Here is a 26,168-nt window from a genome sequence, read left to right as displayed (position 1 = left end):
GGGACCCGGCCGAGGCGCGAGCGACTACTTCAGGATGCGGATGAGCTTGCGGTTGGCGAACTCAGCGATGCCGAAGCGTCCCATCTCACGTCCGAAGCCGGAGCGCTTCACGCCGCCGAAGGGCAGTTCCGGGCTGTCGAGGAGCGAGCCGTTGATGAACACCATGCCGGCCTCGATCTGGTCGGCGACACGCAGTGCCTGATCAGGGTCGGTCGTGAAGAGGTACGAGCCCAGGCCGTACGGGATGTCGTTGGCGACCTGCACCGCCTCGTGCTCGTCCTGCACGCGGTAGATCGATGCGACCGGGCCGAAGAACTCTTCGCGGTAGGCATCACTGTCCGGGGAGACCCCGGTCAACACGGTCGGAGAGAAGAACGCACCGGTGCGGATGCCGCGGGCCACGACGGTTGCACCCTGGGCCTCGGCCCGTCCGAGCCTGCTCCTCGAGGTTCTCTGCCGCCCCGAGGGAAGAGAGCGGTCCGAGAGTCGTTTCCGGCGAGGTCGGGTCGGCGGGGACATTGCCGGTCATCTTCGCGGTGAAGCTCTCCACGAACGCGTCGAAGAGTCCGTCGATGACGATGAAGCGCTTGGCGGCGTTGCAGGACTGGCCCGAGTTGTCCAGGCGGGCGGCGACGGCGGCGTCGACGGCCTCCTCGAGGTCGTCCGTGCTGAGCAGGATGAACGGGTCCGATCCGCCCAGTTCGAGCACGACCTTCTTCAGGTTGCGGCCGGCGACCTCGGCAACGGCCGCCCCGGCACCCTCTGACCCGGTCAGGGACACACCGTGCACCCGGGGGTCGGCGATGATGTCGGAGATCTGGGCGTTGGACGCGTAAAGGTTCCGGTATGCGCCCGCGGGGAACCCGGCATCCGCGAAGATCTCTTCGATGGCGGCGGCGGATTCGGGGCACTGCGAGGCGTGCTTGAGCAGGATGGTGTTGCCGAGCACCAGGTTCGGGCCGGCGAACCGGGCGACCTGGTAGTAGGGGAAGTTCCACGGCATGATGCCGAGGAGCACCCCGAGGGACGCGCTGCGCATGAACGCCGAGCCCTCGCCGCCGAGCAGTTCGATCGGTTCGTCAGCGAGGAACGCCTCACCGTGGGTCGCGTAGTAGGAGTAGATGTCGGCGGAGAAGTCGACCTCGCCGAGCGCCTGCTCGACGGGCTTACCCATTTCGCGCACGATGAGACTCGGCCAGGTGCTCGCGACGCTCGGTGTGCAGGTCGGCGACGCGCTGCATGAGTGCCGCCCGCTCGGCGACGGATGTGCGGCGCGAGAACTCGGTGTGGGCGCGGTCCGCCGCGGCGATCGCTTTCGCAACCTCGTCGTCGGTCGCCAGCGCGAAGCTGGGGCCGCTCGTGCCCGTTGCGGGGTTGGTGACAACGTACTTGTTCATGAATTTCTCCCTGGGTGTCCTCGTTAGCGCCGAACGCACTCGCAGCATACCTGCCCGGGCGGGACGAACGAGGCCGGGCTATCCTGTCATTTTCATTCCGACGATTCCTTGAAGGAGATCCCCCGTGCCGTACTTCACCACATCCGACGGAACCGAGATCTACTACACCGACCAGGGCACCGGCAAGCCGGTCATCCTCAGCCACGGCTGGCCTCTCTCGTCCGACGCCTGGCAGGTCGAGGTGAAATTGCTCGCCGACAACGGGTACCGTGCCATCGCACACGACCGTCGTGGGCACGGTCGCTCAGCGAAGACGTATTCCGGAAACGATATGGACACGTATGCCCGCGATCTCGCCGAACTCGTCGAGTCGCTCGACCTGAACGACCTCGCCGTGATCGGTCACTCCACCGGCGGCGGCGAAGTAGTGCGCTATGCGGCGCAGCACGGGGCCGGCCGGGTGACCAAGGTGATCACCGCCGGGGCGGTGCCGCCGCTCATGCTGCAGACAGAGAGCAACCCGGACGGTCTTCCGATCGAGGTGTTCGACGGCATCCGTGCGGGCGTCCTGAACGATTCGTCCCAGTTCTACATCGATCTCACCGAAGCGTTCTTCGGGGCCAACCGGCCAGGAAGCACGGTCTCGGAGGGCGCCAAGCGCGAATTCTGGCGCCAGGGCATGCTCGTGAACCTCGCCGCGGCGTACGACTGCGTCAAGGCGTTCTCGGAGACCGACTTCACCGCGGACCTCGCGTCCCTGAATGTGCCGATCTTCATCGCGCACGGAGACGACGACCAGATCGTCCCCATCAAAGATGCGGCACTGAAGTCGATCGAGCTGGTCAAGCACGGCACCCTCAAGGTGTATCCGGGGGCGCCGCACGGTATCTCCGGCGCCTACCAGGCAGAGCTCGACCAGGACATCCTCGCCTTCCTCGCGACCTAGTCCCGGCGCAAACGGTGTGGGTGGGCACCTGGCGAGAGTTAGGCTCGGCTCGTGCCCGTCACCCTGGAACCCCTGTCCCCCAAACGCCTTCCGAAATGGCTTCGCCGCAGCGCGGAGGAGTACGCGTCAGACCTGATCAGCCTGGGCCGCTCCCCCGCGGAGGCTCATCGCCTGGCCACTCGGAGTCTCGGCAACTCGTTTCCCGGCGGGCAACCGGCATCCGGTCAGTATGTGTTCGACGTGCACGACGGCCCGGGGCGCCCGGTCGGCTACCTCTGGATCGGCCGCGCCCAGGGTGAGGACGATTCGGACTGGTGGGTCTGGGACATCTCGATCAACGAGGAGGAACGCGGCAAGGGCCTCGGCCGAGAGACCATGCTGCTCGCGGAACAGTTCGCGAAGTCCCACGGCGCCCGCACCCTCGGCCTGAGCGTCTTCGGCTTCAACACGGTGGCCCGACGGCTCTACGAGACGATGGACTACGAGACGACGTCGATCAAGATGAAGAAGACCCTCGGCTGACTCGCCCGCTCACTCCGAGGCGGCCGTCTCCGAGGCGCCCGTCTCCGGGAGAAGCGGCAGGGTGCGCACGCTGTCGAAGTGGCGCGGATGCCCGTCGATCGGGTCGGTGAAGCTCACCGCGCTCGCCAGGAGTTGCAGCGGCCGGCAGAAGTCGTCGATGGCGACGTCCCGGACCACGGGGTACAGCGGGTCGTCGATGATCGGGATTCCGAGGCCCAGCATATGCATGCGCAGCTGGTGGGTGCGTCCCGTGCTCGGCGTCAACCGGTAGACGGCCGGACTGCCGAGCGAGGTCTCCAGCTCGATCAGCGACTCGGCATTGACCGGGGCGTCGGGCACGACCTCGGCCTGCCACTGCCCGCGGCGAGTGCTGAGATGGTTGCGGACGGTCACGGGGAGCTCAAGCTCCGGTCGGGCCGGGGCCAAGGCGCGGTAGGTCTTGGCGACCTCGCCGCGCTGGAACATCGACTGGTACGCCCCGCGCCAGCGCCGTTCGGTCGCGAGCACCAGGACCCCGGAGGTCACCCGGTCGAGCCGGTGCAGGGGCGAGAGCTCGGGCAGCCCCAGCTCGGCGCGCAGACGCACCACGACGCTCTGTACGACGTGCCGGCCGCGCGGAATCGTGGAGAGGAACGCGGGTTTGTCGATCACGACGAGCCGTTCGTCGCGGTGGATCACGTGAATGGTCCCCGGTACCACCGCCTCCGCGGCGAGATCACGATGAAACCAGACGAAGGTGTGCGGCCGGTAGGGGTCGCTGCTCACGACGAACGTGCCCGTTTCGTAGGCGAAGCGCTCCCCGACCAGGAACCCGGTCACGTCGACGAACTCGGCCAACCGTTCGGCGAGCCAGGCGCCCATGGTCGACCACGGCTGCGGCCGGGATGGGTCGCGCTCCGGGGTGCAGACCCAGGCGGCGTCGAGACCGTGACGTTGCGGAAGGGGCGAACGCGGGGGCATCCCCTGATCGTACGCGGCGAGGTCCACGGTCAGCCGCAGCGGACCATCCCAACCAATTCGACGGAGATTTTGCCCGGAAAGCGCTTAGATCGCGCTCTCACGCACAAGAAACCGAAAAACTCCGTCGAATTGGTGAGGGCCGGGCGTCAGAACAGTGGCCACGGGACGGCGGGCATCTGGCCGCGCGGTGCTGGGAACCGGCCGACGGACCGCAACCGCTCGCAGCGGTCGACCAGGGCTGCGATCTCGGCGGCGGTGAGCAGCTCAGCGAGAGTGTCGCCGAGCGCACCGGCAAGGCCGGAGCTCACGCGTTCGATCCCGTCGAGCTCGTCAGTGGTGAGCTCATCGCCCAGCCAGCCCCACAACACGGTGCGCAGCTTGTGCTCGACATGGAACGTGAGCCCGTGGTCCACTCCGTGCCGGTGGCCGCCCGGCATGGCGAGAATGTGGTTTCCCTTGCGGTCGGCATTGTTCACGACGATGTCGAAAACGGCCATCCGGCGCAGGGCGACTGAGTCTTCGTGGATGAGCGTGACCGCCCGGTCCTGCTCGTCGCGGCCGTCGAAGACCCGGCGCCAGCCCTCGCCCGGCCCGACTGCCCAAGGCACGAGGTCGACGGCGTCCTGCTCGGGATCCGCGTCCTGCCACAACTGCACCATCCCCGGGCCCATCGGACCGTCACGCAGCCAGGTCCGGGGCACGACGTTCCACCCGAAGGCCTCAGAGACGCGGTATGCCGCAACCTCCCGGTTTGCGAGGGTCCCGTCGGGGAAGTCCCAGAGCGGATGCTCGCCGGCGACGGGCTTGTAGACCACCGGTACTCCGCCGATGCCGCCGAGGAACGTCGCGTTCGACGCCGTCGTGATCCGGCCCCTAAGCTCGAGCTCACCGTGCTCGAGCACATCGCGCTCAAGTTCATCGCGCTCAAGCCCACTTGGGTCGAGCTCGCCGGAGCCCGGCGTCATCAGGCCTCGTCGCGCAGCACGCAGTCGTGCCCGTCCGGGTCGATGGGGTCACCACAGAGCGGGCAGAGGGGGCGCCCGGCGCCGACGACTTCGTGGGTGCGCTTCGCGAAGGCCCTGGCCGTGCCGACCGGAATCCGCAACAGCAACATCTGTTCGGGGTCGACCGTTGCAGCATCGACGACGGCGAGGGGGTCATCTCCGAGATCCTCCTCGTCGACCACCACGATCGGGAACGCCTCGATCACGATCTGTACGGTCGAGGGGTCCCAGCCGAGCGTCATGGTGCCGGTGCGGAAGTCCTCCTCGACGGGTTGCTCGAGCGGTTCGTTGTCGACGAGCTCCACCGGCGTCGTCATGGGGACGCTGAACGGGTTGCCCTCTGTGGACATCAACTGGTCGAGGATCTCGTCGATGCTGTCGGCAAGGAGCGCGGACTGCTGCTTCTCCAGGGCGATGCTGACGATCTGAGTTCCACTCCGCACCTGCAGATAGAACGTGCGCGACCCTGGTTGGCCGACTGTACCGACGACGACCCGGTCCGGCCAGTCGAACTCATGCAGGATTGTAGGCATGGGGATATTTTAGGCTCCGGATTCCCGTGGCCGCTGAGTGCCGGCCCCACCGCCGATCGGCGCATCGGCCACCGGACCGGCCGCCGCAAGCCAGGACAGGTCGCCGGCGTCTGTGTTGATCGCGTGGACACTCGGACGCTGGGGCCCGTAGCGCACGATCGAGACGGATGCCGGTCCGACGTTGATCCGCTGGAACAGGTCCAGGTGCATCCCGAGTGCGTCGGCGAGCACGGACTTGATGATGTCACCGTGGCTCACCGCGACCCACACCGCGCCCGGACCATGCTCGGCCTCGAAGATCGCATCGTGGCGGCGGATGGCCGCGACCGACCGCGCCTGCATGGCGGCCATCGATTCGCCGCCCGGAAAGATGACCGCGGAGGGGTGCGCCTGCACCACCGGCCAGAGGGGCTCTAGAGCGAGGTCCATCAGGGTGCGGCCCTGCCAGTCGCCGTAGTCGCACTCGGTGATGTCCTCGTCCACGGGAGTCGCGGGCGTGCCGACCTGGAGGTCGAGGATCAGCTGGGAGGTCTCGCGGCAACGCTGCAGCGGGCTCGAGACCACGCCGACCAGCGGCACGACGGCGAGCCGCTCCCCGGCGATTATGGCCTGAGCGCGCCCAAGCGTGTCGAGGCCGATCCCGAGAGATCGACCAGCCAGGAGTCCGCCGGCATTCGCGGTGGTGCGGCCGTGCCGCACGAGGATGACTGTGGCCATGCGTACAGCCTAGGGAGTCGGCGGCCCGCGTCGGCAACCCCACCGAGGTCGGCGTGCCGGGATCTACACGACGAGCGTCATGAGAATCGACGGCCCGAACCGCGTTTCACCGGCACCGACGGTGGTGAACCCGCACGCCTGGTAGAACGCTTCGGCGTGCGGGTTCCCGACGACATGGAGTGCCGATGAGCCGGCTGTCGCCGTGTAGGTCGCCGCATATTCGACAAGTTTCCTTCCCACGCCCGACCGCCAGACCGTGGGTTCGACGAACAGGCCGTCGAGTTCCCAGTCTCCGTCCGCGCGGGGAAAGACTGCGGCGAACCCGATGGCCTGGTCGTTATCCACCGCGGCGAAAACCCACCCGTTGGTGAATTGCTCGAGGGGAATGTTCACCGCATCCGGGTGGGCGAGGATGTCATCCCTGTCCCCCGGATTGGCCAGCGAGGCCCGCATCTGCAACGCTTCAAGCGCTCCGACCTCACCCGGGAGCGCGACCCTGATCTCGATCACGCCAGTGATACTAGTCGGGCGAGGCCAGTATGAGGTGCCGTCTGGCTTTCGGCCTGTCGCTGTCTCATCTCAGCCCAGCCGGGACAGGGCCGACCGGAACGCGTCGATCGCGTGAGCGTTGAACAGTACGAACGTCACGACATCCACGGCCGTCGAGCTCGCTGCCACCGTCTCGATGGCGATACGCGCCGCATCCTCCATCGGCCAGCCGTAGACGCCGGCGCTCACCGCGGGACAGGTCACGCGGCGGGCACCGAGTTCATCGGCGACCCGCAGCGACTCGACGTAACAGGAGGCGAGCAGGTCTGCTTGGTCGAGGGTCTTCGCCCAGATCGGTCCGGCGGTGTGGATGACCCACCGGGCGGGGAGGAGCCCCGCCGTGGTCGCAACGGCGGCACCGGTCGGCAGCCCGTCCGGCAGTGTCGTGGAACGCAACCGGCGACATTCCGCGAGGATGGTCGGGCCGCCGGCCCGGTGGATCGCGCCGTCCACTCCCCCGCCCCCGAGCAGCGTGTGGTTCGCGGCATTGACGATCGCGTCCGCGGGCAGCGCCGTGATGTCGCCTCGGACCAGCTCGATGAGTGCCATGATCCGACGTTACCAACCTCGTGCACGGGAGACGCACGAGTCTGATGTGGCCGGAGCTACGCCAGCGTCGGCTGCAACAGCCCCTCGAGACGCTTGTAGCTGGTCTCCATTCCGCCGGTCATGCCGGTGGCAAGCACCGCGTCGCGTTGCTCTGCATTGGCGTAGGTGATGACGAGGGAGAGCAGGGTTCCGCCCTCGACCTCCGTGAGGGTCAGCTCGTTGAGCGTTGCCGGGAAGTCCATCCCGATCATCGCCTCGGTCGTGACCGCACGGTGCGGTTCGACGGACTCGAGGAGCTCACCGGTGAAACCGAATCGCTCCTCGCCGCCGTCCCGCTGCCACTCGTAGCGGTAGCTGTCGCCGACGGCTGTCGCGATCTCACAGACGGGCATCGACCAACCGTCCGGTCCGAGAAGCCACCGCTTCATGAGGGCGGCATCGTTGTGGGCCCGCCACACCTGGTCGACGGTGCCGTGGATCACCCGTGCCACCCGCACCTGGGTGTCGCTGAGGATTTGCGCCTCCGCCAGGTGGTCGGCGGCGAAGGACGCCAGGTCGGCCAGCACCTGGTCGATCTGGGCCATCGCCTGGCGGGTGCCTTCGAGCATTCCCATCTCGATGAGCTGCTGCATCTGGTCGAGGGAGTCGAAGTACGACGTCGTCTTCAGTCGGCTGCCACCGGTCGTCTCCTCGAAAGCGAAGTCCATTCGGGTGGTGGGGAGGTCGGGGTTCGGCACTCCCGCCGCATCCGAGAAGCGGTCAAGCACTTCAAACGCATGGGGAGCATCGGTCGAGGTCCAGTCCCAGCAGCCGTAGTGCGTATCGCCCTCCGGCCCGGTCATCGCATACACACTGCGTCCCCCGGTCAGAGCGTCGTGCCGGTAGAACGTGGCCGGATAGGTCGGCGGGCCCCAGAACCGTTCGATCTGGCGCGGATCTGTGTACGCATCCCAGAGTCGGCGGAGCGGCACCGGGAAGTCGGCGACAATCGTGATCGTGAGCTGGTCGAGGTCTTTCTCGACGGAGGTGACGGGCATGATGATCCTTTCGGTCAGGTGTCAGGTGAATCCGGAGAGCCTTCAGCGAGCAGGCTGTCGAGGCGCTCCATGCGCGAACGCCAGAGCTCTTCGAAGTGGTCGAGCAGGCGCTGGGCCTGGCGAATGCGAACGAGGTTTCCCCGCACCATCCGCTCACGGCCGCGTGCTGCCTTCGTCACGAGATGGGCCTCCTCCAGCACGGCAATGTGTTTCTGCACGGCCGCGAAGGACATCTCGTAGGAATCCGCCAACTGCGACACCGAGATATCGGTCACCAGCGTGCGGCGCACGATATCCCGCCGCGTCGCGTCTGCGAGGGCGCGGAAGAGGCGGTTCACATCCTGTTCGGAAAGCTCTAATACAACCATTTGATTGTATATTACCCACGGGACACAAGTCGTGCAACCAATCTTGTGAAGTCACAACCGATCTTGTGAAGTCACCACGCGCTTCCGGGCTCGTAGGTGCCGAAACTCCACTCGTTTCCCTCTGGATCAAGGACCCGCGCTCGCCGGGTTCCCCATTCGGTGGCCTCCGGCGCGAAGACGGACATTGCACCGGCCGTCAGAGCCCTGTCGAAATAGGCGTCCACGTCGTCGACGAACAGGTAGAGGCCGCGACCGGTGGAACGTCCGATGAGTGGCGATATCGAATACGCGGCATCATTGCTGGAGATCATCAGCACCACGTCGCCGAGACGGACCTCGGAATGGACGACCTGGCCCGCCTCGCCGTCCTGCCGACTGACTATTGTGAAGCCCAGGTCGGAGAACCAGCGGAGGGCTCCCGGCGCATCCGCATAGCTGAGGTACGCATACAGTCTCGGATTCATGCCGGCAGAATACCCTCTCACCGGCATCCGGTGTCGGCCGCCCAGGCGGTGTCACCCAGGCCAGGGTCTGACCTTGACCCGTTTCGGAACGGCTCACTATGGTGTTGGCGTGGAGTACCGGATCGGTGATGCCCTCATCCACTACGTCGCGCATGGCGAGGGCGTGCCGCTGGTTGCGCTCCATGGCGCAGGTGTGGATCATCGCGAGATCGAGGCCGCGGTCGAAGACGCTCTCCGAATCGGCGAGGGTGCCGCCTCGCAAAGGTGGGGACTTCGGCGGATCTATCCCGATCTCCCGGGCATGGGATTCTCCACGGCCGTCGGACTGACCGGAAACGCCGATGTGGTGACTGCGCTGTGCTCCTTCCTCGACCACCTGGACGCCGGCCCCGCGCTGCTGCTGGGCCATTCCTATGGCGCCTATCTGGCTCGCGGGGTGGCCGCCCGGCGACCTGATGCGGTGCGCGGCCTGGCTCTCGTCTGCCCGGCCGCCGAGACCGGCCGGGACGTTCCGAGCCAGGAGGTGGTGCGTCAGGATGCCGATGCGTACGACGAGCTCGAGCCTGCGCTCCGTGCGGGGTTCGACGAGTACTTCGTGGTGCGCACCCGGGCAACGGCTCGCCGCTACCGTGACGGAGTCGTGCCCGGGCAGACGCTCGTTGACGAGGACGCACTGGGACGGCTTTTCGCCCGATGGCCCCTTGAGACTCGACGCGCACGTCTTCGCGGCGCCGACGCTGATCCTCGCGGGACGGCGTGACTCGATCGTCGGTCATGCCGATGCGACCGCACTACTCACGTCCTACCCTCACGCGACGCTGGCCGTCGTGGATGCCGCCGGTCACGCCCTCATGCACGAGCGCCCGGCCCTGTTCTCGGCGCTCCTCGACGATTGGTTCGTTCGAGACTCAGGCTGAGCCGGGAAGGTGAGCCGGGCCGGTCTACGGAATCAGCGGTTACTTCCCCTCACTGCGCGAAGGACCCACCCGATGATTGCGATGATCAGGAGGACAGCACCAACCCAGAGCAGGAACTGAAGTGCTTGAACGAAACCACCCACAACCAGCAAGACGACCGCGATGATGGCGACGATGACGAAGAGATTCATTTGTTGCTCCCTTGACGTGCGAGAAAAACGGAGCCTGCCAGGGTCTGGGGCAACCAGCGACGTGTGTATGAGTGATTCGGTACACGATGCCATGATCCAGCCTACTCACGGGCATCGACGTCGCAGGGACCCTGGGCGGTAGCCGACCAGGGCCGATTGAACGAGACTGGAGGTAAGCCCCCGACCCGAGAAGAAGGTACCTCCACCATGACTCGCAGCGACATTGGCCCCAACCCCGACTCTTTCGACCTGGAAACCGCCACCACCGAGAACACGAACTATCGAACCGTGGCCTGGAGTGGAAAGTATTTGCAGGTCACCCTGATGTGCATCCCTGCCGGAGAATCCATCGGACTAGAAATGCACCCCGACACCGACCAGTTCTTGCGCCTCGATGCGGGCGCCGGGAGGGCACAGATGGGGCCGGAGAAAGACAACCTCGATTTCGAGCAGGACGTTTCCGACGGGTGGTGCATCCTCGTCCCCGCGGGCACCTGGCACAACGTCACCAATATCGGTGACGGACCCATGAACCTCTACGTCATCTACGCACCGGTCCACCACGCCGCCGGGAATATCCACAAAACGGCCGCCGACGCCGCTGCCGACGAAGAAGCCGGAACGGACACTCCGCCCGCCTGGACACAGCAACCCGCCTCGTCCCGCCCCGACGAGGAAGCGAGCTCCTAGTCGCTCTCCTGAGCTCTGGGGCGGCGTCGTTCAGCGCCAGAACTCAGTAAGCCTCTCCGCACGGACACGGCCTTGGTCATATCCAGCTCGGGCAGCAGACGGGCGCAACGAGACATCCATCGCGCTGGCGCCGAACAAGTGGTCGGCGCTGCTCTCGGGGAAGATCGTTTCCACCCGGCTGCCGCCGGCGCGCAGCGCGTCGACCTGGCTTGCGAGATGCTGGCCCCACTCCACGGGTGTCAGTGCCCGGCCGCCGAACGGTGACAACACCAGGACCCGCTCGTACCCGGCGGCCAAATCGGCGTTCTCGGCGTTGGACCGGTACCCACCGTCGATGTACCGGCCGCCGTCGACACCGTAGGCGAAGCCACTGGCGCAGCTCGCGGCCACGGCGTCCACAAGATCGACCCCGCTGTGCCGGTCGAACACCACCGGGGCACCGGTGTCGGCATTGACCGCGGTGATGAACACTCTCCGTGCGGGCCAGTGCTGGCTGGGCAGGCGAGATGCGACGGTGGCACGCCACCGCGATTGCGTCGACGGGTCGGACGTTGTGGCGAGGTCGAGCGCAACGGCACCCGTTCTGCGACGCATGTCGGCCGCATCCTCTGCGGCGGCGATGATTCGGCGGCGACCCTCCAGATGATCGGTCACTGGACCACCCTGAGCGCGACGTCCGCCAGAACCGGCCGGTCCCGCGCTGCGCGGCGCCACGGCGACCAGAGCGTCAGCCAGCAGATCGGCCGGGCTTGCGCCCGTGAGCTGAGCCGCAGCGGTCGCTCCGGCCGAGGTCCCGATGATCAGATCCGCGTCGGTCACGTCGAGACCGGCGTCATACAGACCGGCGATGACCCCGATCAGCCACGCGTTTCCGGTCGATCCGCCGCCACCGAGGACCAGGGCGGTGCGGGAGGGGTGTCGGGAAACGTCATTCGATGGCTTCGTCGCGTTGTTCACATGGTGTTGATTCATAGTCGTAGCTTTCTGAGAGTGCGTGAAGCGCTCCCCGCGACGGCTACGTCAGTCGCGCGATCGTGAACTCGAAAGGAGCGCCCGGAGTGGACAGTGTGTGCATCGGGTTCACCTCCTCAGATCGTGTCACGTACAGGAGAATTCTAGCTGGCGGCGGGCGCTCGTACCATCCGAGTCTCAGCCCAGCCGGGCCAGGGCCAGCCGGAACGCGTCGATCGCGTGAGCACTGAACATCGCCGGACCGCCTGCCCGGTGGATCGCTCCGTCCACTCCCCCGCCACCGAGCAGTGTGTGGTTCGCGGCGTTGACGATGGCGTCCGTCGCGATCACGGTGATGTCTCCCCGGGCCAGCTCTATGAGTGCCATGATTCGGCGTTACCAATTTTCGGCGCAGCGCCCTTTTTTCTTCTCACCCAGCGAGGCGTTACTCAATACCGGCGTGTGCGGTGAGACCAGCATCGTCCGGGGACAGCCGGCGTCGGCGCGGTTCTGCGGGCAGGATCACGAGGATCGCGACCACCACGGCGAGAATGAGCAGGCCGCTGGCTCCGACAAGCGCAGAATTGACGCGCGCGACCACGGCGGCCGCTTCCGAGGTCGACGCGGTTGCACTCACGCCCACGGCGACGAGGAGCGCGAGCCCGACGGAGCCTGCCGAGCTGATGCGCCGTGTTCAATAGGCCCGACGCGGCACCGGCGTCCTCGCCGGTGACACCTGAGATCCCGTAACCAGTCAGCGGCGCAAACGTCAGGCCCTGTCCGAGACCGATCAGCAGCATGGGCAGGCCCACGCCGAGAGCGTAGTTGGTGTCGATGGTGACCTGGCTCAGCCAGGCCATGCCGAGCGCGGTGACGAGCAACCCGAGGGTGAGCATCAGAATCGTCGGCATCCGGCGGCTGAGCCTCGTGACCGACATGGCCACGACGAAGTTGACGACCGTCATCGGAAGGAATCCCAGGCCCGCTTCGAGCGGGTTCCAGCCGAGTGCGTCCTGCAGAAACTGGGTTATGAAGAAGAAGAACCCCATCATGGCGCCCAGATACAGGAAGCGGATGGCGTAAGCACCGGAACGATGCCGGCTCGCGAACAGGCGCAGGGGCATCACTGGTTGCTCCGCCCGAGCCTCGTTCACGATGAGGAGGACCAGGAGCAACACGCCGACGGCGAGGCTCGCGATCGTCACCGGTGAGCCCCAACCGCCCTCGGACGAGGTGATGATGCCGAAGATGATCGCACCGATGCCGACGGTGGAGGAGATGGCACCGATGACGTCGAATGTGCCGCGGCGCCGCGGCTGTTCGATCAGGTACCGGGAGGCGAGGACGATCATGACGGCGCCGATGGGGATATTGATGAAGAAGCCGGCTCGCCAGGAGACGAGGTCGGCGAGAACTCCTCCGATGACCATCCCCAGGCTCGCCCCGATTCCTGCGGTGGCTGAGTAGAGAGCGACCGCCCGATTGCGTTCATGGCCGGCCGGGAACGTGGCGGTGAGCAAGGACAATGACGCGGGAGCGACGATGGCGGCGCCGACTCCCTGGAGGGCGCGGGCGGCGATCATCCACTCGCCGGTGGAGGCGGCCCCGACGAGGAGGGAAGCGATGCTGAAGATGACGAGGCCGATGATGAACACGCGGCGGCGGCCGAGGATGTCTCCGGCTCTCGCTCCCAGAAGGAGAAGTCCGCCGAAGGTGAGTGTGTAGGCGTCCTGGACCCAGGCGAGACCAGACGCGCTGAAGCCCATGGCCCGCTGGATGGAGGGCAGTCCCGTGAAAATGATCGAATTGTCGAGCAGGATCATGAAGTAGCTGATCAGAATGATGGCGAGAATCGCCGTGCGGTGCGGCGTCGGGCCGCTCGTCTTCACGGCGGAGTCGGTTGTTGTTGTGGTCACGATTTCAGTCAATCGTGAGCCTCAACGTTGTGGCAGTGGCCATCGTTCCGGGTATTGGCAGTACCTGTCACGACGCGACGGCGGATGGAGACCCCGAGAAACACGGAAACGCTCCCGAGAATCCTCAGGAGCGTTTCCTTTCTAGATGGGAAAGCCCGGCCGGCTCACCTGCCGCGGTACTCGTCCTCGGTCACGTGCTCGAGCCAGACGGTCGTGTTCGCGGGGTCATCGCCGGACTCGAGCATCGCGATGTGCTCCATGAAGTTGCCCTCGGCTGCGGCGTGGAAATGCTCCTCGCCGGGAGCCGCGTATACCGTCTCACCGGGGTGGACCTCGATGATGCTGCCGTCGCGTCCGCCGAAACGGGCGACTCCCTGGGTGACACGGAGGTACTGGCCCCGGGCGTGGGAGTGCCAGGCGGTGCGGGCGCCCGGGGCGAATCGTACGATGGCGACCGTCATTCTCTGGTCATCCGTGTGGGGCGTGGCGACGAAGTCGACCCAGACATCGCCGGCGAACTGCGCGGCCGAATTCTTGAGGGTGGGCTTTAATCGGTTCGATCTGCATTGGTTCTCCTTGATTGTTGTGCCCGGTTCGGCAGCCTGCTTCTGAGCGGATTCCTACGGCGTGACGAGGACCTTGAGCGCCGTGCGGTCGTTCATGGCCTGGTAACCCGAGGCGACATCGTCCAGACGCACGCTGCGGTCGAAGACCTTGCCCGGGTTGATGGTTCCGGCGAGGACCTGGGGCAGTGCGGCGTCCAGATAGGCGCGTACGGGAGCAGGGCCACCGGTGAGAGTGGCGTTCTTGCCGAACAGCGAGCCAAACCCGATCGGGGCGTCCTCGTACTGCGGCACCCCGACCCGGGAGATCACGCCGCCGGGGCGGACGATGCCGTAAGCCTGCTCATAGGCGGGCAGGTGTCCGACGGCCTCGATGACGATGTGCGAACCTTCTCCACCGGTCAGTTCCATCACCCGGGCGATGCCCTCGGCACCACGCTCGGCGACCACATCCGTGGCCCCGAACTCGACACCGAGGTTGGTGCGCACTTCGTGGCGGCCCATCAGGATGATGCGCTCGGCGCCCAGCTGCTTGGACGCGAGCACGGCCGAGAGCCCGACCGCGCCGTCGCCGATCACCGTGACGGTTTTGCCGGCCTGGACCTTGCCCATGTGGGCGGCGTGATAGCCGGTGAGGTAGACATCGGACAGGGTGAGGAGCGAGGCAAGCAGCGATTCATCGACACCGGCCAGCCCGCCGGGGATGACGACGAGCGACCCATTTGCCTGCGGGATGCGCGCGAGCTCGGCCTGCAGGCCGGCCGCGGCCGGGGTGCCGTACCAGCCACCGTGGACGCACGATGTCTGGAAGCCCTCCCGGCAGAAGACGCAGGTGTTGTCCTGGAAGGCGAAGGGGACGATTACGAAGTCGCCCTTGGCGACATTCGTCACCGCGGAGCCGATCTCCTCTACGATGCCGATGAGCTCGTGACCCATCGAGAGGCCCTGCCCGGAGGCGGGCAGCGAGTGGTAGGGGTGCAGGTCCGAACCGCAGACGCAGGCCAGGACCGTGCGCACGATGGCGTCGGTCGGCTGCTGGATGACGGGGTCGGGGACGGTCTCGACGCGGACGTCGCCGGCGCCGTACATGAACGTTGCCTTCATAGAAGTCTCTCCCAAATCAGTGGTGACACAGGGTGGACCTTCTTCCGTGCACAGACTCAGACGCGGCGACCAGCCCACGTCTTCGTGCGTCCTTCAAGTAGACATCGCTCCGGGAGCGTGAGGGAGACCCTGTCAGAACCCGTCTTGTCAGTACCCCTCACGTCATCGTGCCCTACCGCGGGTTGACCCGGAGGGTGGTGCTGGCGGCGAGGTCGGACGTGATCGCGCGTACGGCGCTGCCGCTGCCGTACTTGGCGCGATAGGCCGCGTCGATCTCGGGGTCGTGATCGCTACTGCGCTCGAAGGTGACGTCCTTGCTCACGCCTCCCGATTCGACGCGGCCCTGCCCGAGCACCTGCGTCCCGCGGAACCAGGCCGCGTCGGGGCCGTTGACCGAGCGGATGAAGATGTCGTCGCCGACCCGCACCTGCCAGATCGTCACGAGCTTCCGCAGGGTTCCGTCGGCGCGCAGTCCGGCCACGCGTAGTTCCCCGGCGTTTCCGATGCGGTCCAGCTCCGTCGCCGTCCAGTCACTCACAGTTCGTTCCTTTCCTCTGAGGCACCGGCCCGAGTGTTCACGGTTGTGTCACTTCGTTGACGATGCGCAGCCCGTTGAGGGTGCGCGGGTAGCCGATGTAGGGCAGCAGCTTCGTCAGCACGTCGACAAGGATCGCCCGGGTATTGCCGCCCGCGACGTTCGCCGCGACGTGCCCGCCGACCTGCGGCTCGCATCCGCCGAGGGAGATGAGCATCGCGAAGGTGAGCAGGCTCGCGCAGCGGCGCATCAAGGCCGGTGCGCGTGTAATGGTCGCCGAAGCAGTTCTCGGAGAGGAAGCGCTGGATGTGCAGCTGGTCGGCGGGCGCGCTGGCGTACATCGCGTCGATCCGGTCGGCCCCGATGATCTCCTTCTGAATGGCGAGGCCCTTCTCGGCGCGGGTGTCCCGGGTCGTCGTCGACTGCCCGGGGAGCGGGAGCTCGACGCCGCGTTCGACGAGGATCTCGTTGGTGGCGTGGAGGAAGTCGAAGACCTTCGCCATCCCCACGTAGGGCACCGCGTGGTAGACGACCTCCTTGGCCTCGACCGGCGTGACGCCGGCTCCGAGCGCCGCCCCGAGCATGACGCGGTACTCCCCCAGCGCCTGCGACGCGATCATCGAGCCCAGTTGCAGAATGAGACGCGTCCGGGTGTCCAGGGTCGACTCGGCCAGCACATCGCCGAAGGCGAAGTTGTCGAAGTACTCGATGAGTTCGGGATCGGTCTGCTTCAGGGTCGACACGTGACCGGGAAAGAGCACGTCGTGGTTCTTCTGTGCCTCTTCGCTGATGGCCATGGTGCTCACGCCTCCGGGATCACGAAGCGGTTCTCGTCGATCCGGCGGGTGTCGGGTTCAGCGACTCCATTGTTGAGGGTGAACGAAGTTGTCATGCTTCGAGGCTACGTGCGGTCTCCCTATCGAGGGAGGCTCGCTCAGTACCTGCCTCCCCGAGGTTGTGGACGCTGAGGGACTCGATGGTGCCCGTTCCCTTTCGTGCATACAGGGAGACTTCCCGACTGGCCGAGTGCGGGAAGATCTGGTCCGTGATGGTGACGCGGCCGTCGTGCGCGAAGACTTCCACGGAGGATCGGTCGACGTAGATCCGCAGTGTGATCTTTCCCTCGATGAGGCTCCACGGGAGCGGTTTCCGTCGACGGGAATGACGGGTGGAAGCCGACGTCGCCCGAATGTTTCCGATTCAACACCAGACAGCCGGTCCGGGCGTCGTACCCGATGGACGTCCCCTCGTCTGCGCCACCACGGACGATCATCCCGATCTCGTCGGCGGTTCCGGGTGTGATGGTCACGTCGATACGGAGGATGGCGCCCCAGGCCGGTTCCGGGAGCAGGAGAGTTCCGTGTCCGATACTCTGGTCGATCATCGTGAAGGGTGCCGGGCCCTCCTGGCGGATGTCGATGGCCGACTGGATCAGGCGCGGTTCACCAGCGATGGTGCGCAGTCCTACCTCGCGGGGCAGCGACATTGAACTCTTCCACGGACTGGTGGGGATATCGTTCCCGTAGTCCCAATTGTTCATCCAGGCGATCATGATGCGCTTGCCGTGGGGCACCCCGCTGAAGGACACCGCGGCGTAGTAGTCACGCCCCCAGTCGAGCCAGTTGTACCGGCGCAGTCTGCTGCTCTCATCCTCGGCGCCCTCAGGCACGGTCGTCTCGGAGGCGAAGGTGGTCCCGTCGAAGCTGCCGACGAAATACTGACCGCCGGATCCACCGGCGACTCCGCCCGGGTTGAGGTTCACGATGAGGACCCATTTGACGTTCGCAGGGTCGCCGTCGACAGGGAGCGGGAACAGGTCCGGGCATTCCCAGACCCCGGCGACCGCATTCGCCGGCCCGAAGGTACTGAGATACGTCCAGGCCGTGAGATCGGTCGAACGGTACAGGACGACCTTGTGTTGCTGGGCCTCGACGGCGACCATCACCCAGTAGCTTTCCGTCGGCCCGGAGTAGCGGAAGACCTTGGGATCACGGAAGTCGGACGAGTGCCGGTTCAGCACCGGGTTGCCACGGTGCTTCGTCCAGGTCCGGCCGTCGTCGAGGCTGAACGCGAGCGACTGCGCCTGGAGCCCGGAGAACGTCGACTGGTCGGTAAAGGCACTCGTGTAGATGGCGACGAGCGGAGGCGTCAGGGTCGTCCCGAAGCCGCTGGTGTTGTCGAGGTCGGCGACGATGCTTCCGGAGAAGATGTCCTCGTTCGCGTCTCCGGCGATCGCGACCGGTTGTTCCGTCCAGGTGGCCAGGTCCGGAGACGACGCATGTCCCCAGGACATGTTCCCCCAGACATTGCCGTGCGGGTTGTACTGGTAGAAGAGATGGTACAGGCCCTTGTAATAGACGAGTCCGTTCGGGTCGTTGAGCCAGTTCCGGTCGGCTGTGTAGTGGAAGGCTGGCCGGAATTCCTCGCGGTGGAGCGGGGCGACCTGGGCTTCGGCGCTCATCCCTTCACGCCGCTCGACGCGATGCTGCTGATGAAGGAGCGCTGGAAGGCGATGAACAGCGCGACCACCGGCAGTGTGATCAGGGAGGCGTAGGCCATGACCTCGCCCCACGACACGTTGAGCTGGAAGAAGTACTGCACGCCGACCATGACCGGCCTGAGTTCCTCGGTCTGCACGACCATGAGGGGCCACAAGTAGGAGTTCCAGGCCGGCAGGAATGTCAGGATCGCGACCGTGGCGATTGCCGGGCCGGAGAGCGGCATGATGATCTTGCGATAGATCCGGAACCAGCCTGCGCCGTCCATCCTGGCCGCCTCGTCGAGTTCCCGAGGGATCGACTCGAAGTACTGGTGGAACAGGTAGATCGAGAACGCGTTGGCGATGAACGGGATGATCTGCACCTGGTAGGTGTCGAGCCACCCCTTGCTGAAGCTCAGGTTGAAGCCGTCGACCACGAACGAGGGCAGCTGGTTCACCCACCAGACCAGGGGCAGGGCGAGGGTTTCGAACGGGATGATGAGTGTCGCGATGATCAGGGTGAGGATGATTCCCTTGCCGCGCACCCGCATCCGGGACAGCGCGAACGCGGCGAGGCTGTTCACCAGCACGCCGAGCCCCACCGTGATCACAGAGACACCGATCGAGTTGACCAGAAAGCGTGCGGCCGGTACCCGGTCGAAGACGGCGGCGTAGTTGTCCATCGAAATGTTGCCGACGGGCAGGAAGGCCGCAACCCCGGAGAGATCGCCGAAGATCTGCTGGTCGGGTTTGAGCGAAGAGACGAACATGAAGAGGATCGGGAAGGAGAACATCACAGCGAGTGCGACCTTTCCGATCAGGCCGGGCAGCCCGATCCTCGACAGTCGGGATCGAGGGGTACGCGATGCCGTGGGCGGCACGAACGCGGGTGCATTCTGGACATCGATAGCCATGTCAGGCCTTCTCTCTGGTGAGGAAGCGTTGCACGGCCGCGATGACGAGCACGATCGCGAAGAACACGAGCGAGATGGCGGACGCGTATGACGTTTCCTGTTGTTCGTACCCGGCCCGGACGGCTTCGTAGACGACGGTCGTCGTCGAGTCGAGCGGACCGCCCTGGGTCATTACGCTGACCTGGGTGAAGAGGCTCAGCGCTCCGATGGTGATGGTGACCAGCACGAGGCTGCGTGTGGCGCGCAGTCCCGGCCAGGTGATGTAGCGGAAGCGTTGCCAGCGGGAGACCCCGTCGATGTCGGCCGCTTCGTAGAGACTCGCCGGAGATGGTCTGCAGCCCGGAAAGCCAGATGATCATGTGGAAGCCCACGCCCTGCCAGACGGACATCAGGATGATCGCGGGCATCGACGTCGCCGGGTTGTTCAGCCAGTCCGGCCCGGTCACCTGCCCGAAGGTGATGTTCGAGATCAGGACGTTGATCAAACCGTCCTGGCGGTACATGAACATCCAGAGCAGCGACACGACCACCATCGACGTCACGACCGGCAGGAAGTACACGGTGCGGAAGAAGGCCGTGCCCCGGGTCTGGGTGTTGAGCAGGATCGCCATCACGAGAGCAAGTCCCGCCTGGAGCGGCACCACGACGAGGGCGAAATAGCCGACATTCAACAGCGCCCGGTAGAACGTGTCGTCGCCGAGCAGTCGGGTGAAGTTGTCGAGCCCGACAAAGGACGCCGGGTACGGCGAAATGAGCCGGGCATTCGTGAAGGCGAGGCCGAACGCGAGCACGGCCGGCACGGCGATGAACAGCAGGAGCAGGAGCACGGCCGGTGCGAGCATGGCGAAGCCGGAACGTTCCTCCCGGCGTTGCGATATCGTGCGGGGCCGTCGCTGGTACTTCGGGGCGACGGATGTCGCCGCGGCACGGCGGGCTGCGACCCGGGTGCTGGCGGGCGCGGCCGTGGCCGCACCGGGGGTGAGCGCCGCTGTGGGCGCGTGGGTTGACGTCATGACTTCCTCCCGTTGCTGGGCGGGGTGCGCCCCCAGTGGGAGCGCACCCCGGACAGCTACTTCTGCGTGTAGCCGCCGTTGGACTTGATGTTGGCGTCGATGGCCTTCGTGGCATCGTCGAGAGACTTCTTCACGTCGCCCCCGCTGATGATGTCCTGGGTCGCCTTGGCGAATTCGGTCGCGATGAACGGGTAGGCCGGAGTCTCCGGGCGGAGAACGGCGAACTTCTGTGAGTAGTCGCGGAACGCGGCCAGCTGGCCGCCGACCTCGTACCCGGGGATGAGTGCCGCTGCGGCCTCGGTCGCCGGGATGGTGCCGGTCGCCTTCGCGACGGCCGCGACGTACTTCGGCTGCAGAGAGAAGGACAGGTAGTCCATGGCCGCTGCCTTGTTCGTGCAGCCTGTCGTTACGCCCCACTGCCAGGAACCGCCGCCGATCTTCGGGCCGGTCCCGAGGTCGACGGTCGGCATGATGGCGAGGTCGTCACCCAGAAGGGCGCGAGTGCTGTCCGCGGCCCAGCTTCCGGTGTAGAGGATCGCGCTCTTGCCATTCTGGAAGTCGATGGTCGAGTCCTTGCCGCTCTTTGCTGCGACGTAGCCGTCCTTGACCAGACCCTGGAACCAGTTGCCCCATGCGACGGCCTTGTCCCCGTTCAGCACGCCGTCAGCACTCTGGAAGTCCGACCGGTCGACGAGGTCGCCACCGAAAGACTGAAGGAACGGCGAGTATGCATACGGCAGCCATTCCCCGCTGCCTGCCGTCCCCAGGTCCAGCGGGTTGTCCCACTTGCCCTCGGCCTTGAGCGTCTTCAGAGCGCTGTCCAGTTCGGACTTCGACCACGGGGCATCCGTCGTCGCGATGCGGATGCCCGCCTCGGCGAGGACGGACTTCCGGGCGAACATGCCCAGGGCGACGTCGTAGTAGCCGAAGGAATAGGTGGCGCCGTTCCAGACCCCAAGGGTGCTCGGGAGGTTCTTGGAGAGGTCTGCGGAAAGCTCGAGGGGGGCCAGGTACTTCGCCCAGGCCCAGTTCGGCACGTTCGGGCCGTCGATATCGACGATGCAGGGCAGCTTTCCGGCCGCCGCGGCCGCCACGACGGAGTCGTTGTAGGACGCCTGCGGGAATGCCTGCACCTTGACCGTGTTCGCTGTCTGGCTCGCGTTGTAGTCCTTGACCACGGCGTTGATCGCGTCGAGTTCGGCCTTGTTTCCGGCGTTGTGCGTCCAGAGCGTGATCTCACCGCTCTTCGAATCACCGTTGGATGCGCCCGCCGATGAACAGGCCGCGAGGCCCAGGGTGAGCGATGCCACGGCTAAACTGGCAATGAACAGGCGCTTCTTTGCGTGTCTCATTCTTGATTCCTTCTGTGGGTGTTGACTTGCTGACGGGTTTCTTGAGTGCTATCGGGAGTGCCGATCAACGCGGCCGTTACAGCGGCAGCGAAGTTAGTGCGGGTGCCCCGCTCTCGCCTCACGGCAGGGGCGGGGCAACCGAGAACCGTTCCACCAGCGGACAGTGCAATCGCACGTGCCGCGGTTCGTTCGCCGAGTCGCCGTTGATCTCCGCGTGCAGGCGCGTGATGGCCCACTGGCCCATGGCGTAGTGCGGCAGCGCGACGGTGGTCAGGCCGGGGAACAGCGATCCGGCGATGAGTTCGAGGTTGTCGATGCCGACAATCGAGAGCTCGCGGGGAACCGACAACCCTGCGATCCCTGCCGCCTGATAGGCGCCCATGGCCATCAGGTCGTTGAAGCAGAAGAGGGCGGTCGGCCGTGAGGTGCGGTCCAGGAGCGAGAGTGCTGCTTCCCGACCGCCGGCCGCGGACGGTGCCGCTGTGACGATGAGCGACTCGTCGAGAGGCAGGCCGTGGGAACGAATGCTGTTGCGGTAGCCCTCGAGACGGCCACGCGTCGCCGGGATGTCGTCCTGGTTGGTCAGGTAACCGATGCGGGTATGACCGGCACGGACCAGGTACTCCACCGCTGTCCTCGCTGCGGCTTCTTCGTCAGGGACGACGGACGCGAACCGGTTGTCATCGCTTTCCGCATCGAGGAGGACGGTCGGAATGTTGGCGAGCATCGGTGGGACGACGACGTTCTGGTGGTACATCCGCGCGAAGATGATGCCGTCAACCTGGTGCTGCATCAGCGCGCGAATCTCGCGGCTCTCGAGCTCTGCGTCCAGGTTGGAGTTCACCACCATCAGGACCCAGTCGTGCGCCGCTGCCGCTTCCTGCGCGCCAAGGACGACGGCCCCTGCGAAAGGGGTGGTGGCGATTTCGTCGCTCACGAAGCCGATGGTCTGCGAGCGTTGATTGCGCAGCCCGCTCGCCAATCGGTTGGGGGCGTAGCCGAGCTCGCGGGCGACGATCTGCACGCGCTTGCGTGTCGACTCCGGGAGAACGCCTCCGCCGCTGAGGGAATGGGAGACGGTCGTCACCGAGACCCCGGCGGCGGCCGCGACATCTCGGATGCCCACTCGCTTGTTCATCATCGAACTCATCTCCAAAAACGTTTTTGTTTGCGTGGGTTGATGCTACATGAACGTTTTTGTAGATGTCAAGAAAGCCGACCTCCGAGACCTTCCGCATCACTGTGCTGCCGCAAAATTGCGTGATGACCAATCCGGCGCGCGGCACCATGACCGAGGACTATCTGAGGGTCATTTGAAAGGCGCGCGAGTGGTCTGGTGACGGTATCACCACGAATGAGATTGCTGCCGAGCTGGGTGTCGTCGCCTCGTCCGTTTCCGGAAACGTGAGCGATTTGGCGCGCGACGGGTATCTCGACTGCGAGCCGCATGGTCCGATTCGACTCAGTGCGCTGGGCGAGACGGTCGCGGTGCGGATGGTGCGTCGGCATCGAATCATCGAAACCTACCTCGTCGAGGTGCACGGCTATTCCTGAGACGAGGTGCATACCGAAGCCGAGGTACTCGAACACTCCGGACGAATGTCGGCGCTCGGTGCGAGGCTACCGCTATGAAGATCGTGTTGATACCTCCACTGCTGTGTTCTCCGCTCGCCTATGCGCCGGTGATCGACACGGTCTGGAGGCATGGCCAGGTCACCCTGGCGGATACCCGCCACGACGACACGATCGCAGCGATGGCCGAACGGATTCTCCAGGAGAACGTCGGCGAGATCGCTGTTCTCGGCACCAGCATGGGTGGCTATGTCGCCCTCGAAGTGTTCCGGCAGGCGCCCGATCGTGTCGCCGGGCTCGCCCTCGTGAGCACTTCCGCGCGAGCGGACAGCCTGGAGCAGGTGCAAGCACGTGAACGTCAATCCGCACTCGTCGAGGACGGGCATTTCGATGCACTCGTTGACGCCGCCTTTGCCGGCGTCGTTGCAGCGGGTCGTGAGTCCGACCAGACTCTGCTGGCCGCCTGGCGCGCCATGACCACGCCGGTCGGCGCCGATGCCTTCCTCCGCCAGCAGCGGGCAGTTGTCCAGCGCGCCGATCTACGTTCACTTCTGCCGTCAATCGAGTGTCCGACGGCGATCGTTCATGGCGCTGCGGACCGTCTCATCCCCATCGACGCCGCCGAAGAAACAGCAGCCGCGTTGCCGGCGGCCCAATTCAGCGTCATCGAAGATGCCGGCCATTTCCTTATGCAGGAACAGCCGGACGCTGCACGTGCTGCCATCGACGACTGGCTCATGTCCCTCGGTTGAATGCCCGGGAAACATCGGAAGTATTCCCTGAACCAGCCTGCTCGCCGTTTCGGTAACGCCGTTTACGCGGGTGCACAGGTCAACGAGGGTGGGTGGTCAGATACGTCTCGAGGTTCATCGGGGCTATACCGGTGATCTGCTCGACGCTGTCGCTGACCGGGGCCATCACGCCGTTCGCGATCGCCGTGTAGGTGCTGACCCAGGCATCCACTTGCCAGTCGGGGGCCCCGTAGCGGGCGCGGGACCGGTACGCCTCTTCGATGCTCTCGTCAAGAAAAGTGATGTTCTCGCCGCGGATGCGGCTGATGGTGGCCGCGACCTCGGTCAGGCTCAGCGCCTCCGGGCCGGTGATGTCGTAGGTGTGCGCGGCGTGCGGGGCCGGGTCGACCAGCACCGCGACTCCTGTGCGGGCGACGTCCGCGCGGGAGACGAACGACGAGCGGCCGTCACCGGCGGGGCCGCGGATGACCCCGTCGTCGCCGACGAGCGCCTCCATGAAGTCCAGGTAGAGGCCGTCGCGGAGGAAGGTCCAGTTCATGCCGGAGGCCTTGATGTACTCCTCGGTCGCGTAATGGTCGCGGGCGAGGGTGAAAGTCGCATCCGGTGCGGCGGCGGCAAACGACGTATAGACGATGTGCCCGACACCGGCGGCGGCAGCCGCGTCGATGAACGAACGGTGCTCGTCGACCCGCTTCGCACTCTCTGACGCAGAGACCATGAACAGCACGTCCACCCCGGCGAGCGCGGCGGTGGAGGCGGCCTGGTCGGAGTAGTTGGACTGGTGCACGGTGCTGTTCGGCAGCTGGGGCGCTTTGGCCGGGGTGCGCACCAGCAGACGTTGGGTAGCGCCCCGGTCGGCGAGGTCGCGGGCGACCAGGCCGCCGACGACGCCGGTTGCACCGGTGGTGGCGATTGTGACTGGTGGGGTCATGACGATCCGTTCTGCTGTTGCCGTGTTTCCTTCAGCACCCGACGGGCCTGAACAATCACGTAGATGAGGTATCCGAGCGACGCGGCAATGAACGCAGTTCCCACGAAGTAGGAGTTTGCGAACACGATCCACATGACGCCGATCACCGCAAAGGCCACAATCACGAAACCAGGACCTGAGTCACTCCCCCTTTTCTCCATACGAATGCCCATCCCCAAGGCTCTTGTTGGTTCGAAGTGATGCGACAGTCGGCGGACCAGCGACTTCTGCTGGCAAGACCCTAGTCCCGATTGACTTTGCGCAGCTATCCCCAGACGGCCCGGGTTCGTCCCTGATTCGTGTTCAACGCAAAAAAGGCCCGTGGCAAACGACGGGCAACGTCGGGGGTCGCATTGGCACACGGTCGTGCTGTTGTCGTATCGGGTCGATTTCTCCGGATGCAGTAGCCGTCGCAGTGCCTTGTGGTCGGTCGACGGTGACGAGGTGCGCTGCTTGTTCCATCAAGGAACATCGATTCCCAATTGATGTCGCCTCGTTCAGTGAGGCTGTCGAGACGGAGCGTCCGCTAGCCACCAGTCCAGGACGTGTGCTCGTGAGTGATCCAGACGTGTTCAGGATGCAACGAGCGGATCAGCAGCTGGCCTTCGGTCTCGGGGTTCTCCAGTTCGCCGAACCACACCGCGGTGTCGCCGGCGATGACTGACGGACGCTCCCCCGTGTCGACGACAACGATCTGTGAGCCGCGGGTGTGGCCCGGCGCCGGGAGCAGGCGGATCCCGGGAAGCAAGTCGAATGTTCCGTCGACGGGCACGTAATGCACGCCGGGCGGGTCCACCCATTCTCGGATCGTGTAGTCGTCTTCGGTGCGGGCATCGTCAAGTTCCTGGCGCTGGACGTAGATCGGAGTGCCGGGGAAGAGGTGGTTTCCACCGCAGTGGTCGAAGTGCAGGTGTGTGTTGACGACGATGTCGACGCTCTCGAGGTCGAATGCCTGCTCCTTGAGAGAGTGGGGGCGAGGGTCGAGATCGGCGGCCGCAGGGTGGATGTCCGTGAAACCGGTGTCGACGAGCACTGTCGCATCGGGATGTTCGATGAGGTGCACGTAGACAGGCATGGGGCTGCCCTCGGCGGTCAGGTCACCGACATGGATGGGCGTGATGGTGATGGGGGCGTTCATGATGCGTCTCCTCTGCGTGTTGCGGATGTTGTCCTTCGTTCAGCCCAGATTCCAACGTTCACAGC

The 26,168-nt window shown here is 65.6% G+C and carries 28 protein-coding genes and 6 pseudogenes; 7 read left to right on the top strand and 27 right to left on the bottom strand.

Annotated features, from left to right (window positions below; all coding sequences use genetic code 11):
• Nucleotides 1–24: 24 nt before the first annotated feature.
• Nucleotides 25–1,397 (bottom strand): annotated as a pseudogene (locus tag KIV56_RS18470) (NAD-dependent succinate-semialdehyde dehydrogenase).
• Nucleotides 1,398–1,521: 124 nt separating this feature from the next.
• Between KIV56_RS18470 and KIV56_RS18465 the strand changes: the two are divergent.
• Entirely contained in the window at nt 1,522–2,343 is an 822-nt protein-coding gene (locus KIV56_RS18465) for an alpha/beta fold hydrolase (RefSeq protein WP_281534560.1), read from the top strand.
• A 51-nt stretch (nt 2,344–2,394) separates the two neighbouring features.
• A complete protein-coding gene (locus KIV56_RS18460; protein ID WP_281534559.1) occupies nt 2,395–2,865 on the top strand; it encodes a GNAT family N-acetyltransferase in 471 nt (156 codons plus the stop codon).
• A 9-nt stretch (nt 2,866–2,874) separates the two neighbouring features.
• On the opposite strand, the gene KIV56_RS18455 is transcribed toward KIV56_RS18460, so the two are convergent.
• From KIV56_RS18455 to KIV56_RS18415, 9 genes are all read right to left on the bottom strand, one after another.
• The gene (locus KIV56_RS18455) at nt 2,875–3,825 is read right to left on the bottom strand and encodes a pseudouridine synthase (RefSeq protein ID WP_281534558.1); all 951 of its coding nucleotides are present in this window, start codon (nt 3,823–3,825) and stop codon (nt 2,875–2,877) included.
• 146 nt (nt 3,826–3,971) lie between these two features.
• On the bottom strand, nt 3,972–4,790 hold the full coding sequence (locus KIV56_RS18450) for an SCO1664 family protein (protein WP_281534557.1): 819 nt from the start codon (nt 4,788–4,790) through the stop codon (nt 3,972–3,974).
• Nucleotides 4,790–5,362, bottom strand: coding sequence for a DUF3090 domain-containing protein (locus KIV56_RS18445; protein ID WP_281534556.1), 573 nt, complete (start codon nt 5,360–5,362; stop codon nt 4,790–4,792). The genes KIV56_RS18450 and KIV56_RS18445 overlap by 1 nt, the downstream gene beginning before the upstream one ends.
• 9 nt (nt 5,363–5,371) lie before the next feature.
• Nucleotides 5,372–6,079 carry a histidine phosphatase family protein gene (locus KIV56_RS18440; protein ID WP_281534555.1) on the bottom strand — a complete coding sequence of 236 codons (708 nt, stop codon included), beginning with the start codon at nt 6,077–6,079 and terminating at the stop codon, nt 5,372–5,374.
• Between the two features lie 63 nt (nt 6,080–6,142).
• Nucleotides 6,143–6,589, bottom strand: coding sequence for a GNAT family N-acetyltransferase (locus KIV56_RS18435; RefSeq protein ID WP_281534554.1), 447 nt, complete (start codon nt 6,587–6,589; stop codon nt 6,143–6,145).
• A 69-nt stretch (nt 6,590–6,658) separates the two neighbouring features.
• Nucleotides 6,659–7,177 (bottom strand): O-acetyl-ADP-ribose deacetylase, encoded by a 519-nt coding sequence (locus KIV56_RS18430; RefSeq protein WP_281534553.1) that lies wholly within the window; start codon nt 7,175–7,177, stop codon nt 6,659–6,661.
• A gap of 56 nt (nt 7,178–7,233) precedes the next feature.
• Nucleotides 7,234–8,214: an SRPBCC family protein gene (locus KIV56_RS18425; protein WP_281534552.1), complete on the bottom strand. Its 981-nt coding sequence runs from the start codon at nt 8,212–8,214 to the stop codon at nt 7,234–7,236.
• Between the two features lie 14 nt (nt 8,215–8,228).
• A complete protein-coding gene (locus KIV56_RS18420) occupies nt 8,229–8,552 on the bottom strand; it encodes an ArsR/SmtB family transcription factor (protein ID WP_348648422.1) in 324 nt (107 codons plus the stop codon).
• A 101-nt stretch (nt 8,553–8,653) separates the two neighbouring features.
• Nucleotides 8,654–9,046, bottom strand: a complete 393-nt coding sequence (locus tag KIV56_RS18415; RefSeq protein WP_281534550.1) for a VOC family protein — start codon at nt 9,044–9,046, stop codon at nt 8,654–8,656.
• 109 nt (nt 9,047–9,155) lie between these two features.
• Here KIV56_RS18415 and KIV56_RS18410 point away from each other — a divergent pair, with 109 nt between their 5' ends.
• Nucleotides 9,156–9,806 (top strand): alpha/beta fold hydrolase, encoded by a 651-nt coding sequence (locus KIV56_RS18410; protein WP_281534549.1) that lies wholly within the window; start codon nt 9,156–9,158, stop codon nt 9,804–9,806.
• 189 nt (nt 9,807–9,995) lie between these two features.
• Here the strand turns inward: KIV56_RS18410 and KIV56_RS18405 are convergent, their stop codons facing one another.
• Complete coding sequence (locus KIV56_RS18405) at nt 9,996–10,154, bottom strand: hypothetical protein (protein ID WP_166787437.1); 159 nt, start codon at nt 10,152–10,154, stop codon at nt 9,996–9,998.
• A 207-nt stretch (nt 10,155–10,361) separates the two neighbouring features.
• Here KIV56_RS18405 and KIV56_RS18400 point away from each other — a divergent pair, with 207 nt between their 5' ends.
• Nucleotides 10,362–10,844: a cupin domain-containing protein gene (locus KIV56_RS18400; protein ID WP_281534548.1), complete on the top strand. Its 483-nt coding sequence runs from the start codon at nt 10,362–10,364 to the stop codon at nt 10,842–10,844.
• A gap of 30 nt (nt 10,845–10,874) precedes the next feature.
• Here KIV56_RS18400 and KIV56_RS18395 read toward each other — a convergent pair whose 3' ends face one another.
• The 13 genes and pseudogenes from KIV56_RS18395 to KIV56_RS18340 form a co-directional block, all read right to left on the bottom strand.
• A complete protein-coding gene (locus KIV56_RS18395) occupies nt 10,875–11,816 on the bottom strand; it encodes a patatin-like phospholipase family protein (RefSeq protein ID WP_281534547.1) in 942 nt (313 codons plus the stop codon).
• A gap of 222 nt (nt 11,817–12,038) precedes the next feature.
• Nucleotides 12,039–12,182 (bottom strand): annotated as a pseudogene (locus KIV56_RS18390) (macro domain-containing protein); the annotation flags it as partial.
• 62 nt (nt 12,183–12,244) lie between these two features.
• Nucleotides 12,245–13,711 carry an MFS transporter gene (locus tag KIV56_RS18385; RefSeq protein ID WP_281534546.1) on the bottom strand — a complete coding sequence of 489 codons (1,467 nt, stop codon included), beginning with the start codon at nt 13,709–13,711 and terminating at the stop codon, nt 12,245–12,247.
• Nucleotides 13,712–13,875: 164 nt separating this feature from the next.
• Nucleotides 13,876–14,278: pseudogene (locus KIV56_RS18380) on the bottom strand (cupin domain-containing protein).
• 53 nt (nt 14,279–14,331) lie between these two features.
• Nucleotides 14,332–15,378 carry a zinc-binding dehydrogenase gene (locus KIV56_RS18375; protein WP_281534545.1) on the bottom strand — a complete coding sequence of 349 codons (1,047 nt, stop codon included), beginning with the start codon at nt 15,376–15,378 and terminating at the stop codon, nt 14,332–14,334.
• 172 nt (nt 15,379–15,550) lie between these two features.
• On the bottom strand, nt 15,551–15,916 hold the full coding sequence (locus KIV56_RS18370) for a DUF2255 family protein (RefSeq protein ID WP_281534544.1): 366 nt from the start codon (nt 15,914–15,916) through the stop codon (nt 15,551–15,553).
• Nucleotides 15,917–15,953: 37 nt separating this feature from the next.
• Nucleotides 15,954–16,130, bottom strand: coding sequence for a carboxymuconolactone decarboxylase family protein (locus tag KIV56_RS20705; RefSeq protein WP_432432649.1), 177 nt, complete (start codon nt 16,128–16,130; stop codon nt 15,954–15,956).
• A gap of 307 nt (nt 16,131–16,437) precedes the next feature.
• Nucleotides 16,438–16,710, bottom strand: a pseudogene (locus KIV56_RS20700) (carboxymuconolactone decarboxylase family protein); the annotation flags it as partial.
• Between the two features lie 91 nt (nt 16,711–16,801).
• Nucleotides 16,802–18,374 (bottom strand): annotated as a pseudogene (locus tag KIV56_RS18360) (glycoside hydrolase family 32 protein).
• Nucleotides 18,371–19,186, bottom strand: coding sequence for a carbohydrate ABC transporter permease (locus tag KIV56_RS18355; protein WP_281536218.1), 816 nt, complete (start codon nt 19,184–19,186; stop codon nt 18,371–18,373). The pseudogene KIV56_RS18360 and the gene KIV56_RS18355 overlap by 4 nt, the downstream one beginning before the upstream one ends.
• A gap of 23 nt (nt 19,187–19,209) precedes the next feature.
• Entirely contained in the window at nt 19,210–20,319 is a 1,110-nt protein-coding gene (locus tag KIV56_RS20695) for a carbohydrate ABC transporter permease (RefSeq protein ID WP_432432576.1), read from the bottom strand.
• A 56-nt stretch (nt 20,320–20,375) separates the two neighbouring features.
• The gene (locus tag KIV56_RS18345; protein ID WP_281534542.1) at nt 20,376–21,671 is read right to left on the bottom strand and encodes a sugar ABC transporter substrate-binding protein; all 1,296 of its coding nucleotides are present in this window, start codon (nt 21,669–21,671) and stop codon (nt 20,376–20,378) included.
• A 118-nt stretch (nt 21,672–21,789) separates the two neighbouring features.
• Complete coding sequence (locus KIV56_RS18340) at nt 21,790–22,821, bottom strand: LacI family DNA-binding transcriptional regulator (protein WP_348648420.1); 1,032 nt, start codon at nt 22,819–22,821, stop codon at nt 21,790–21,792.
• Nucleotides 22,822–23,006: 185 nt separating this feature from the next.
• Here KIV56_RS18340 and KIV56_RS20015 point away from each other — a divergent pair.
• The 3 genes and pseudogenes from KIV56_RS20015 to KIV56_RS18330 form a co-directional block, all read left to right on the top strand.
• Nucleotides 23,007–23,108 (top strand): annotated as a pseudogene (locus tag KIV56_RS20015) (hypothetical protein); the annotation flags it as partial.
• Nucleotides 23,085–23,225, top strand: a complete 141-nt coding sequence (locus tag KIV56_RS18335; protein ID WP_348648581.1) for an iron dependent repressor, metal binding and dimerization domain protein — start codon at nt 23,085–23,087, stop codon at nt 23,223–23,225. The pseudogene KIV56_RS20015 and the gene KIV56_RS18335, both read left to right, overlap by 24 nt.
• Before the next feature lie 74 nt (nt 23,226–23,299).
• Nucleotides 23,300–23,995, top strand: a complete 696-nt coding sequence (locus KIV56_RS18330) for an alpha/beta fold hydrolase (protein ID WP_281534541.1) — start codon at nt 23,300–23,302, stop codon at nt 23,993–23,995.
• Nucleotides 23,996–24,074: 79 nt separating this feature from the next.
• On the opposite strand, the gene KIV56_RS18325 is transcribed toward KIV56_RS18330, so the two are convergent.
• From KIV56_RS18325 to KIV56_RS18315, 3 genes are all read right to left on the bottom strand, one after another.
• Nucleotides 24,075–24,926 (bottom strand): SDR family oxidoreductase, encoded by an 852-nt coding sequence (locus KIV56_RS18325; protein WP_281534540.1) that lies wholly within the window; start codon nt 24,924–24,926, stop codon nt 24,075–24,077.
• Complete coding sequence (locus tag KIV56_RS18320) at nt 24,923–25,138, bottom strand: hypothetical protein (protein WP_281534539.1); 216 nt, start codon at nt 25,136–25,138, stop codon at nt 24,923–24,925. The genes KIV56_RS18325 and KIV56_RS18320 overlap by 4 nt, the downstream gene beginning before the upstream one ends.
• A gap of 353 nt (nt 25,139–25,491) precedes the next feature.
• Nucleotides 25,492–26,103: an MBL fold metallo-hydrolase gene (locus tag KIV56_RS18315; protein WP_281534538.1), complete on the bottom strand. Its 612-nt coding sequence runs from the start codon at nt 26,101–26,103 to the stop codon at nt 25,492–25,494.
• Between the last annotated feature and the right edge of the window lie 65 nt (nt 26,104–26,168).

Source organism: Cryobacterium breve (genome assembly GCF_027594785.1).
GTDB lineage: Bacteria > Actinomycetota > Actinomycetes > Actinomycetales > Microbacteriaceae > Cryobacterium > Cryobacterium breve_A.
This window is presented reverse-complemented; position numbering and strand designations above follow the sequence as displayed.

Excerpts from the sequence above, each read along its gene's own strand:
- KIV56_RS20705 (WP_432432649.1), bottom strand. The coding sequence starts at position 16,130 with ATGCTCATCTCCCTCGGCGGATGCGAGCCGCAGGTCGGCGGGCACGTC.
- KIV56_RS18395 (WP_281534547.1), bottom strand. The coding sequence starts at position 11,816 with ATGAATCAACACCATGTGAACAACGCGACGAAGCCATCGAATGACGTT.
- KIV56_RS18445 (WP_281534556.1), bottom strand. The coding sequence starts at position 5,362 with ATGCCTACAATCCTGCATGAGTTCGACTGGCCGGACCGGGTCGTCGTC.
- KIV56_RS18440 (WP_281534555.1), bottom strand. The coding sequence starts at position 6,079 with ATGGCCACAGTCATCCTCGTGCGGCACGGCCGCACCACCGCGAATGCC.
- KIV56_RS18400 (WP_281534548.1), top strand. The coding sequence starts at position 10,362 with ATGACTCGCAGCGACATTGGCCCCAACCCCGACTCTTTCGACCTGGAA.
- KIV56_RS18425 (WP_281534552.1), bottom strand. The coding sequence starts at position 8,214 with ATGCCCGTCACCTCCGTCGAGAAAGACCTCGACCAGCTCACGATCACG.
- KIV56_RS18375 (WP_281534545.1), bottom strand. The coding sequence starts at position 15,378 with ATGAAGGCAACGTTCATGTACGGCGCCGGCGACGTCCGCGTCGAGACC.
- KIV56_RS20695 (WP_432432576.1), bottom strand. The coding sequence starts at position 20,319 with ATGACGTCAACCCACGCGCCCACAGCGGCGCTCACCCCCGGTGCGGCC.
- KIV56_RS18320 (WP_281534539.1), bottom strand. The coding sequence starts at position 25,138 with ATGGGCATTCGTATGGAGAAAAGGGGGAGTGACTCAGGTCCTGGTTTC.
- KIV56_RS18430 (WP_281534553.1), bottom strand. The coding sequence starts at position 7,177 with ATGGCACTCATCGAGCTGGTCCGAGGCGACATCACGGCGCTGCCCGCG.
- KIV56_RS18415 (WP_281534550.1), bottom strand. The coding sequence starts at position 9,046 with ATGAATCCGAGACTGTATGCGTACCTCAGCTATGCGGATGCGCCGGGA.
- KIV56_RS18330 (WP_281534541.1), top strand. The coding sequence starts at position 23,300 with ATGAAGATCGTGTTGATACCTCCACTGCTGTGTTCTCCGCTCGCCTAT.
- KIV56_RS18405 (WP_166787437.1), bottom strand. The coding sequence starts at position 10,154 with ATGAATCTCTTCGTCATCGTCGCCATCATCGCGGTCGTCTTGCTGGTT.
- KIV56_RS18455 (WP_281534558.1), bottom strand. The coding sequence starts at position 3,825 with ATGCCCCCGCGTTCGCCCCTTCCGCAACGTCACGGTCTCGACGCCGCC.
- KIV56_RS18315 (WP_281534538.1), bottom strand. The coding sequence starts at position 26,103 with ATGAACGCCCCCATCACCATCACGCCCATCCATGTCGGTGACCTGACC.
- KIV56_RS18340 (WP_348648420.1), bottom strand. The coding sequence starts at position 22,821 with ATGAGTTCGATGATGAACAAGCGAGTGGGCATCCGAGATGTCGCGGCC.
- KIV56_RS18355 (WP_281536218.1), bottom strand. The coding sequence starts at position 19,186 with ATGTTCTCCTTCCCGATCCTCTTCATGTTCGTCTCTTCGCTCAAACCC.
- KIV56_RS18450 (WP_281534557.1), bottom strand. The coding sequence starts at position 4,790 with ATGACGCCGGGCTCCGGCGAGCTCGACCCAAGTGGGCTTGAGCGCGAT.
- KIV56_RS18345 (WP_281534542.1), bottom strand. The coding sequence starts at position 21,671 with ATGAGACACGCAAAGAAGCGCCTGTTCATTGCCAGTTTAGCCGTGGCA.
- KIV56_RS18325 (WP_281534540.1), bottom strand. The coding sequence starts at position 24,926 with ATGACCCCACCAGTCACAATCGCCACCACCGGTGCAACCGGCGTCGTC.